The 550-nt window shown below is 54.5% G+C and carries 1 pseudogene; it reads right to left on the bottom strand.

From position 1 onward, the window contains the following. A pseudogene (locus H4J77_RS20105) lies at nucleotides 1-476 on the bottom strand (transposase); the annotation flags it as partial. Between the last annotated feature and the right edge of the window lie 74 nt (nucleotides 477-550).

The raw sequence follows: 550 nt of genomic DNA, 5'->3' as shown, positions 1-550 counted from the left end.
CTTCAACATACTGTGCAGAAACAGATAGCCATAGGCTGACTGCTGCGCAGCAAGCTCTCGGAGCCTCGCTCTCAAGGCATGATCGTTCCTGGCTCTGGCTTGATACCGAAACGCGCTACGGGAAATGCCTACAAGCTGGCAGGCGCTCCGCTCACTGATTCGGTGCTGCTCAATCAGGTGCCGGGCGGCTACCTTGCGGCCTGCAGGCGTTACCACTTTTTTGAGAGCACGTCCTTCATCGCCTCAACTTCAAGCAGCTTGTCTGCCAAAAGCTTTTTGAGCTTGTTGTTCTCTGATTCCAGCTCGCGCAGCCGTTTCGCTTCGTTCACTTCCAAACCGGCGTATTTGCTCCGCCAGTTGTAGAACGTGCCACTGGATATGCTCAGCTTGCGGCAGATGTCGTCGACCTTGGCGCCGGCCTCGTGCTCCTTGATAGCGCCGATGATCTGCTCTTCGGTGTATCGCGTCTTCTTCATATCGAGATCTCCATCTTGCTAGGTTAGCTGGAAATCTCATCGAGTTCATGGCGTGGAATTTGGGGGAAAGGTCA

Source organism: Pseudomonas sp. 5Ae-yellow (assembly GCF_014077575.1).
Lineage (GTDB): Bacteria > Pseudomonadota > Gammaproteobacteria > Pseudomonadales > Pseudomonadaceae > Halopseudomonas > Halopseudomonas neustonica.
The sequence above is the reverse complement of the archived record's forward strand: the minus strand, read 5'-3'. Positions and strand labels throughout refer to the sequence as shown.